Annotated in this window: 9 protein-coding genes; 5 read left to right on the top strand and 4 right to left on the bottom strand. The window is 63.0% G+C overall.

The annotated features are described in order from the left end of the window. Window positions 1-954, top strand: a 954-nt coding sequence (locus tag EN939_RS12715) for a mandelate racemase/muconate lactonizing enzyme family protein (protein WP_164750970.1), incomplete at its 5' end; no start/stop codon positions are given. Next, window positions 951-1,868, top strand: coding sequence for an NAD(P)-dependent oxidoreductase (locus tag EN939_RS12710; protein ID WP_127268293.1), 918 nt, complete (start codon window positions 951-953; stop codon window positions 1,866-1,868). The genes EN939_RS12715 and EN939_RS12710, both read left to right, overlap by 4 nt. A 79-nt stretch (window positions 1,869-1,947) precedes the next feature. Here EN939_RS12710 and EN939_RS12705 read toward each other — a convergent pair whose 3' ends face one another. Next, on the bottom strand, window positions 1,948-2,886 hold the full coding sequence (locus EN939_RS12705; RefSeq protein ID WP_127268294.1) for a diacylglycerol/lipid kinase family protein: 939 nt from the start codon (window positions 2,884-2,886) through the stop codon (window positions 1,948-1,950). 713 nt (window positions 2,887-3,599) lie between these two features. On the opposite strand from EN939_RS12705, the gene EN939_RS12700 reads away from it, so the two are divergent. The 3 genes from EN939_RS12700 (at window position 3,600) to EN939_RS12690 (ending at window position 5,842) form a co-directional block, all read left to right on the top strand. Next, complete coding sequence (locus EN939_RS12700) at window positions 3,600-4,034, top strand: DUF4383 domain-containing protein (protein WP_127268292.1); 435 nt, start codon at window positions 3,600-3,602, stop codon at window positions 4,032-4,034. A 6-nt stretch (window positions 4,035-4,040) separates the two neighbouring features. After that, window positions 4,041-5,171 (top strand): hypothetical protein, encoded by a 1,131-nt coding sequence (locus EN939_RS12695; protein ID WP_127268291.1) that lies wholly within the window; start codon window positions 4,041-4,043, stop codon window positions 5,169-5,171. A 149-nt stretch (window positions 5,172-5,320) separates the two neighbouring features. Continuing rightward, a complete protein-coding gene (locus EN939_RS12690; RefSeq protein WP_127268290.1) occupies window positions 5,321-5,842 on the top strand; it encodes a hypothetical protein in 522 nt (173 codons plus the stop codon). Between the two features lie 27 nt (window positions 5,843-5,869). Here EN939_RS12690 and EN939_RS12685 read toward each other — a convergent pair whose 3' ends face one another. From EN939_RS12685 to EN939_RS12675, 3 genes are all read right to left on the bottom strand, one after another. Continuing rightward, the gene (locus tag EN939_RS12685) at window positions 5,870-6,400 is read right to left on the bottom strand and encodes a dihydrofolate reductase family protein (RefSeq protein ID WP_127268289.1); all 531 of its coding nucleotides are present in this window, start codon (window positions 6,398-6,400) and stop codon (window positions 5,870-5,872) included. 96 nt (window positions 6,401-6,496) lie between these two features. After that, the gene (locus EN939_RS12680) at window positions 6,497-7,129 is read right to left on the bottom strand and encodes a hypothetical protein (RefSeq protein WP_127268288.1); all 633 of its coding nucleotides are present in this window, start codon (window positions 7,127-7,129) and stop codon (window positions 6,497-6,499) included. A 15-nt stretch (window positions 7,130-7,144) separates the two neighbouring features. Beyond that, window positions 7,145-8,042, bottom strand: an 898-nt coding sequence (locus tag EN939_RS12675; RefSeq protein WP_164750969.1) for a D-arabinono-1,4-lactone oxidase, incomplete at its 5' end; no start/stop codon positions are given.

Raw genomic sequence — 8,042 nt, 5'->3', positions numbered from 1 at the left:
GATGTGTCCGGCATGGGCTGCTTCTCGGCGCTGGAAATGGCCTGCTGGGACATCATCGGCAAGGAAGCCGACAAGCCGGTCTATAAACTGCTCGGCGGCCAGGTGCACGAAACGCTGCGTTCCTACACCTATCTCTATCCGCACAGCGGCAGCGTCCATTCCGAGGATGCGCACGGCAAGAACGTCTACAACGATCCAGATCTCGCCGCTGCCTGTGCGCTCGAATATGTCGAGCAGGGTTTCAATGCCGTCAAGCTCGACCCCGCCGGCCCCTACACAGCCTTCGACGGCCATCAGCCGCGCCTCGTCGATATCGACCTGTCCACCCGCATGATCAAGGCGATCCGCGAGGCGGTCGGCACCCGCGCCGACATCCTGTTCGGCACGCACGGCCAGTTCACAGCGTCCGGCGCGCTGCGCATGGCGCGCGCCATCGAGCCCTACGATCCCTTGTGGTTCGAGGAGCCGGTGCCGCCTGATATGCCTGAGGTCATGGCCCAAGTGGCCCGCGCGACCTCGATCCCGATCGCCACCGGCGAGCGGCTAACGACCAAGTTTGAATTCGCCCGCGTCATCGAGAACCGCGCCGCGACCATCCTGCAGCCGGACCTCGGCCGCTCCGGCGGCATTCTCGAAACCAAGAAGATCGCCGCCATGGCCGAGGCCTACCACATCCAGATCGCACCGCATTGCTATTGCGGACCGATCGTCGGTGCGGCCAACATCCAACTGGCGGTGACGCTGCCCAATTTCCTCATCCTCGAATCGCTGAAGCAGTGGGACGGTTTCCACGCCACGCTGCTGAAGAAAAAGATCGAGTGGCAGGACGGCAAAATCATCCCCTCAAAGGAGCCCGGCCTCGGCGTCGAGCTCAACGAGGCGGTCTGCGAAGCACACCCTTACACGGGCAAGGACCTGCATCTGCAGATGATGCAGACGCCGCTGACGCCGTGAGCGAAAGCTACGCCTTCATCGGCCTTGGCCACCTCGGCGGCAACCTTGCCGCCAGCCTGATCCGCAACGGCTTTGCCGTCACGGTCTTCGACCGTGATCCCGCCGCCGTCGAGCGCCTGGTGGCGCTCGGGGCCACAGCGGCAAGCAGCCCCGCCGAGGCCGCCGCACGGGCCGGCAACGCAATCTCCTGCCTGCCCTCTCCGAAGGTGAGCGAAGCCGTGCTGGCGGGCGCCGATGGTCTGCTGGAGGGCCTGCCCGCAGGCGGCACCTGGATCGAGATGTCGACCAACGGCCGCGACGAAATTACCCGCCTCGCCGCCCTCGCCTCGGCCAGGGGCGTCGAGACGCTGGAATGCCCGGTCACCGGTGGCGTGCACCTGGCGGCGGCTGGGAAGATCACCGCGCTGGTCGGTGGCGACGCCGCACTCTATGAACGTCATCGCCCCGCCATCGAGGCGATGTGCGCAAAATCGTTTCTGATGGGCCCGGTCGGCTCGGCGGCGGTGATCAAGGTGATCACCAACATGCTCGCCTTCATCCATCTCGTTGCCGCCGGCGAAGCGCTGATGCTGGCCAAACGAGGCGGGCTCGACCTCGCCCAATCCTACCACGCCATATCAGCCTCCTCCGGCAACAGCTTCGTCCACGAGACCGAAAGCCAGCTCATCCTCAACGGCTCCTACGACATCGGCTTCACCATGGACCTGGCGCTGAAGGACCTCGGCTTCGCGCTCGCCATCGGCGAGCAGTCCGGCGTGCCGCTTGAGCTGGCATCGCGCGTCAACGCCATTTTTCAGCAAGGCAAGGCCGCCTATGGCGGCGGCGCCTGGTCGACCCAGATCGTCAAACTGTTGGAAGATGCCGTCGGCACCGACCTGCGCGCACCTGGTTTCCCGGCCAAGCTCGAACTCTGACGCCGGCTGGATATCAAACGATTTCAGGGCGTTGGCTGGATCGGCGGATCCATCTGAATCAATCTGTCAACGGCTTGATTCAATATCTGAGCGTCAATGCACCGGGCAGGATCTCGAAGGTCGCGGGTATGCGTCCCGGCGACTCGCCGTCTATGTCGACCAGCGCGCCATTCTCTGACGCATCGCCGAGCGGTTCGACCACCACTTTCCTGCCGCGCAGGATGGTGATCGCAGGATGATTGCGATGCCGGCCGCCATAGAGCAGCCGGATGTCCCAGATCAGCTTCAGCTTGCCGGCCGCGCGCAGGATGACGATGTCGAACTGCCCGTCGGTCAGTTCCGCATCCGGCGCGATCATCATGCCGCCGCCGAAGAACTTTCCGTTTGCCACCGCCACCAGCGCCATGCGCGCTTCGACGGGGACGCCGTCGTCGACCGTGATGCTGACCTCCTGGAAGCGGTAGCGGATGAACTCGACCACGGTGCGCCACAGGAACAGCGCCTTGGCCGACATCCTGCCCTTGCGCTTGTCGGCATTGACGGCGCGGTCAGTGGCGCCGGAAAGCCCCAGGCTGGCGATGTTGATGAAATGCCGGCTGGCCAGCGCGCCGTGATCGTCGACGTAGCAGATGCGTCCGGCATCGACCTTGCGGGGCGTGGCTTCGGCGATCCGCTTCAGCACGGCATCGACCTTTTTCGGCAGCCCTAGCCCACGCGCGAAATCGATGCCGGTGCCGCATGGCAAGAGCCCAAGCTCGGTGGTCCGGCCGCTTTCCCTGGCCGCTTGCAGCAGCCCGTCGGCCACTTCGCTGGCGGTGCCGTCGCCGCCGGCCGCGATCACCAGGTCGAAGCCAATCATCGCGAGATCGATTGCCAGCCTTTCGGCGTCGCCTTCCGCTTGCGTCTCGCGCAGTTCGAATTCGCCGAAATGCTTTTTCAGCGACACGGCGACATCAGGCCAATGCCGTTTCAGCCGGCCCCCACCGGCAATCGGGTTGAGAACCACTCCAACTTTCAAATACCCGCCCTCCCCGGCGCCGGACATGCAGGTCCGATCCTTTGCCGGCATTGAAGACCGCACCGGGCGGCAGGGCAAGGCCGAATGTCCGCCGATGAGGCCCATCGTGGCGGACAGGAAAATTTCGTTATCCCAGCTTGATCCCCGATAATCCCGTTATCCACAGGCCTCCGGCCATTCCCCAGGACCCTTACCCGGCGTACGTTAAACCCATCTCAGGCGGCTACCGATCATCAAGCCGAAAGGCGAAGTGAAAGGCGGATTTCCTGAGGCCCGTACGGCCCGAAGCGAGAGCAGGCTTGCCTGTTTTGAGGGACGGAGCCGAGACCTACGGGGCCGCGGAAAGCGTGCCAACGCCTACGGCGGACCGATGCTGCCATGAAGGACGGCAAAAACCTTCGATGGTGCGCAGGGCAAAGCCCGCAAGGGTGAAAACCGGCGTGGTCCCGAACGGACGCTGCTCTCGGGCGGCGGACTGGCAGGACCGTCAAAATCAAGGCCGGCAAGGCGCGACGACTTTACGGAAGTTGCTGCCGCGACCGTGTCCTGATCTGACAGGGAGGCGCTGGGAGAAATCCCGGCGCCGACTGCCTTTTTGCCCCTCGATATCCTTCGCCGGCGATCTCGCGGGCGCCGCTTCACCGCGCGCCAAAATCAGCTAGTATCCCAGCGTCAGAGTCTGTTTTCAGGCGGACTCTTCGAGGGGACACTTCATGACGCTCATCCAGAAGCTTGCCGTCGCCTATGCCTTCCTGTTCTTCGGCGTCGTCGCCATCGGCTACATACCGGCGTTCAACGACGCCGACGGCAATCTGTTCGGCCTGTTCTCGCTGCAATGGTATGACGACCTGCTGCACGCCTTCTCCGGCGTCTGGGCTCTGGCCGCCGCCTTCATCTCGCACCGCCAGGCGGTGTTCTATTTCAAGCTGTTCGGTTCGGTCTACCTGTTCGACGGCGTGCTCGGGCTGATCACCGGTTCCGGCTGCCTCGATGCCGGTATCTTCATCAACGGCTTCCGCTCCCTCAACGATATCGAATTCCCGGCTCGCTTCTTCGCCAACCTGCCGCACCTCGTCATTGGTGGCTTCGCCGTCTATGTCGGCTTCCGGCTGGCCAGGCGCATACACGAACACTTCGCCACGGCCTGACTGGCCATGTTCCTGTTCCGCTGGCTGAAGCGCATCATCAAGACGATCCTCTGGGTGATCGTCATCGTCATCCTCATCCCGATCGCCGGGCTGAGCTACGGCTTTCTGACGACGTCGTCGCTCGACAAGACGCCGCTGCCCGGCATTGCTGACGGCGCGCCGCCCAAGGCGCTGGCCGACAAGGTTCGCGCCGAGATCCCAGGCTACCAGCGGCCGGAGGAATCGACCTTCCTCACCTATCCGGAATGGGCGATCGTCTACGCCGCGCGCGAATATGCCGGCTTCGTCGACAAGGACCAGCCGAGCGGCTTCCCCTACTGGTCCTATGTCGGCCGCTTCTGGCAGGACTACGCCATGGTCATCCGCGCCAGTTCTCCCTATAAGTTCAACTACGCCAACCACCAGATGCTGGTCATCATCGGCACCAGCCACTCGATCGAGCATATATTGCAGTGGGCCTATGAGAACACGGTCGGCCGCATCACCGAGGCGACGACGGCCAAGCGCACCGCCGCCGACATCTATCAGGCCAAGATGGCGGCGGACTATGCAGGGTTTCTCGACCAGGTGCCCTGGTATCAGTTCCCCTATGCCGACAAGCGCGCCGGCCTGTTTGCGGTGCAGTCGGCGCCGGGCGACAGTTCCATCCGCACCAGCGAACGCAAGCTCGCCTTCGGCCTCGCCGACACCATCAAGCAGGGCTATGCCGACCTGATCACCAAGGCGCTCGCTGCCACGATGGACCCCGCCTTGCTCGACATCCATGTCTGGGCCAAGGGACCCGTCGGCGAAGCCACCCGCAACGAGCCCGACACCTTGCTCGAACGCGACATGGGCGCTGACGGCACCATCTTCGTCACCAGGCGCTATCAGGTGTTCACCGAAGTGATCCCGCGCCTGATCGACAAGGGCGTCTCCTTCGTCGAGATCGGCGGCAATGACGAGATCATGGTCACCGTGCTCTCCACCGATACGATCGTCATCCCCGAAGGCATGCGCATCCTGTTCAGCTATCCGCTGCCGGCCGACCCGGCGATGCGCCGCACCGGCATGATCGTCGCCGTGCGCAAGCTGCATCTCGTGCTGCCGGCGCTGATCAAGGCCGGCGCCAAGCTTGAACACGTCTACGACTACTGAGGCCTTTCGGCCACGCCCGGCCAGGATCATGCATTTCCTGGCCTCCGCCACGCCCATTCCACAATCGCGGCCAAATCCCGCCTTGTTCGCGCGCGAAGGACTGGGAAGAAATGAATGGGCTGCCGGGGGCATCTCGAAGGGACAAGACCGTGATCAAGACCGCCCTTATCGCCATGACCATAGTCGGCTGCGACTGCGACGCCAAGCTTTGCGAATATATCGGCGAGACGCCGGCCAAGTGGTCGACCGTCGCCGAGTGCGAAGCGGCGATGAAGAGCCAGATGCTGCACGAGCGCAATTTCAATTATCCGCTCGTCTCCGGCATCTGCCGCACGAAGGGTTCGTCGTCCTCCTCGCAACTGGCCGCGACCGCATCGCGCCCGAAACTGAAGCCCGCCAGCCGGGTCGTCAGAACCGAAAGCCCATTGCCGCCTGAATTGAGCCACCGGCCAAGCGTCTCGGTCGGTTCGCCGACGACGGCCATGGAAGCCGATGCCGCCCGGCCCGTCGCCTATGAACAGGTGGTCGATGGCGGAACCGGTGTGCTCTATCGCACCAAGAACGGCTACGCCGTGGTCAAGACCGATCTCGGCCGCGCCGCCTCGGCAACCGCCGACGCCGCGAAACGCTCCGTGAACTGGCTGGCCGGACTGATGCCAAAGGGGCTGTAAGCCCCCTGGCGTTTGACGACCGCGTGGTCAGGCAGGCACATAGGTCAACCTGATCACGTCGTCGCCAATCAAATCGCTGGCCACAAAGCGAAGCGGCGGCCGGGGGCCGGCGAAGAATGGCTTGCCCTGACCGAGCACGAACGGATGGAGGTAGAGTTGATATTCATCGATAAGACCAAGGTCGGTCAGGCTTCGTGCCAGGTCTGGTCCGGAAACTGAAATCTCCCCGACGAGCTCAGCCTTAAGCCCACCTATCACCGCCTCGACGTCGTCCGCGACAAGTGTGGCATTGGGGCCGACCGACTTCAGCGAGCGCGACACAACCCATTTCGGTTGGCTCCGCCACGCCGCCGCGAATTCGTGCGCCTCCGCGTTCCACTCAGGACTGTCTTCGTCCCAATAGCGCATGACCTCGTACATGCCGCGACCGTACACACTGCCACTCAAATTGCGCACTTGCTCCATCCAGTGACGAAAGATTGTCGGGCCTGACGGCATTTTCTGGTGGTCGACGTAACCGTCGAGGGACTGGTTCATTCTGAAAATGAGCTTCGCCATGCTGCAGGATCTCCAACCTCCGGATCGTCAGAATAACTTGAGCCGCCGTTACGCAAAAGTGTGGATCCCAACCGAAATTCAAACCGGGACACGACCCTAGTCCCGCTGCAACTTGACTTTCAGGCTCTTCCAGAACTTGTCGATCAGCGGCTTTTCGGTCGCTGCATCCTCGCCGGCAATGCGGGTGATGAACAGCAGCCCCCGATCGGCCAGGCCGAAGCCGACGATCTCGAAATCGGCGGTGTCGGTGCGTGTCGTCACCTCGGCGCGGATCCCGGTCAATTCCTTGCCGTCGGCGAGTTTGCGCGTCGTCGGCTCCTGCGTCAGCGTGGCGCCGGCCAGCACCGATTCCTTGGTCATCTCCTGCAGCATCAGCTGGTTAAGCGACACCGGATTCATCGCGCCATATTCCTGCACCACGACGATCGTGCCGAGAGCCGACGCCATCAGATACTGCGTGATATCATCGCCGAGGTCGGTCTTGGTCACCGAAATGTTGCTGGGGTGAACGAAGGAGAAAACGCTGCCGGAAAAGGTGGCGAAGTCGTTGCGTTCGAGCGTCACCTTGCTCTGCTTGCCGCCAGGCAGGGTCACGTCTGCGCTCTCGCCGGGATCGATATCGACCGTCACACCGTCGATGGTCAGCTTGAAGGCCTTGAGATCCTCGGCTCCGGCAGGGCCAGCGCACAGCGCGATGAGGATGAGTGCCGCGGCTGATACCTTGCGCATGAAGTCTCCTAACGTCTACGCCACCCCGCTCAGCGCCTTGATGGCACGGTAGAAGGTCGAGGAAAACAGTTCCGTCGGGTCATACTGCCGCTTCGCCGCCAGGAAGGCCGGCAGTTCGGGATAGGAGGCCAGCAATTCCCTGGCCGTATAATGCAGCTGGTAAGGCAGGAAGAAGCGCCCGCCATGCTTGATCGTCACGTCGATCAGCGCCCGCGTCAGCGCCCGCATCCTGGCATTGCCGTCGGCATCGGTCGGCTGGTTGATGTAGAGCACCAGCGAATAGGCCGGCTCCGGCGCGTAGGTCAGCGCCACATCCTCCTTGTGGACGATGCGCACCGAAGCATTGAGCACCGGCAGCGTCTGGTTGCGCAGGATCTCGCGCGCTTCCGCGATGAATTCGACATAGGCGGCACGTGGAATAAAATATTCGTGCAGGATGTCGGTTTCTTCCATCTGATCGTTGAAGAGATAGGGCACCGAATCGTGCATCGGGTTGTTGCGGGTGACGAGACAAGCCTCGCCCTCGGCCATGGCTGAGGTGCGCGCCACCGTGCAGCTTTCGAATTTCGGCTCCAGGGTCTTTTCGGTGAACCACTTCAGTTCCTGGAACAGGCTGCCCCATTTCGCCAGGTTGATGATCACCCGCTTCAACCCAACCGAACCCGGCTCGCCGATCTCAGGCTGATCCGCCGGCGGCTGCTCCGCCACCTTGTCGTAACGGTAGACGATCATGTCCTCGAGGAAATTGCCGGGCGCCGTCGACAGATGGCCGTAGAACAGGCCGATGTCCTTGTTCGGCTCCAGCACCTCGGCGAAGAATTTCGGAAAATCGTCCGATCTGATGATTTCGCGCGAGGTCCGGTAGACGGCGTTGTCGACGACATCGAGCGTCGCCTCCAGCACCACGCCGAAC

The organism is Mesorhizobium sp. M7A.F.Ca.CA.002.05.1.1, from assembly GCF_003998335.1.
In the GTDB taxonomy this organism is placed as follows: Bacteria; Pseudomonadota; Alphaproteobacteria; order Rhizobiales; family Rhizobiaceae; genus Mesorhizobium.
The sequence above is the reverse complement of the archived record's forward strand: the minus strand, read 5'-3'. Positions and strand labels throughout refer to the sequence as shown.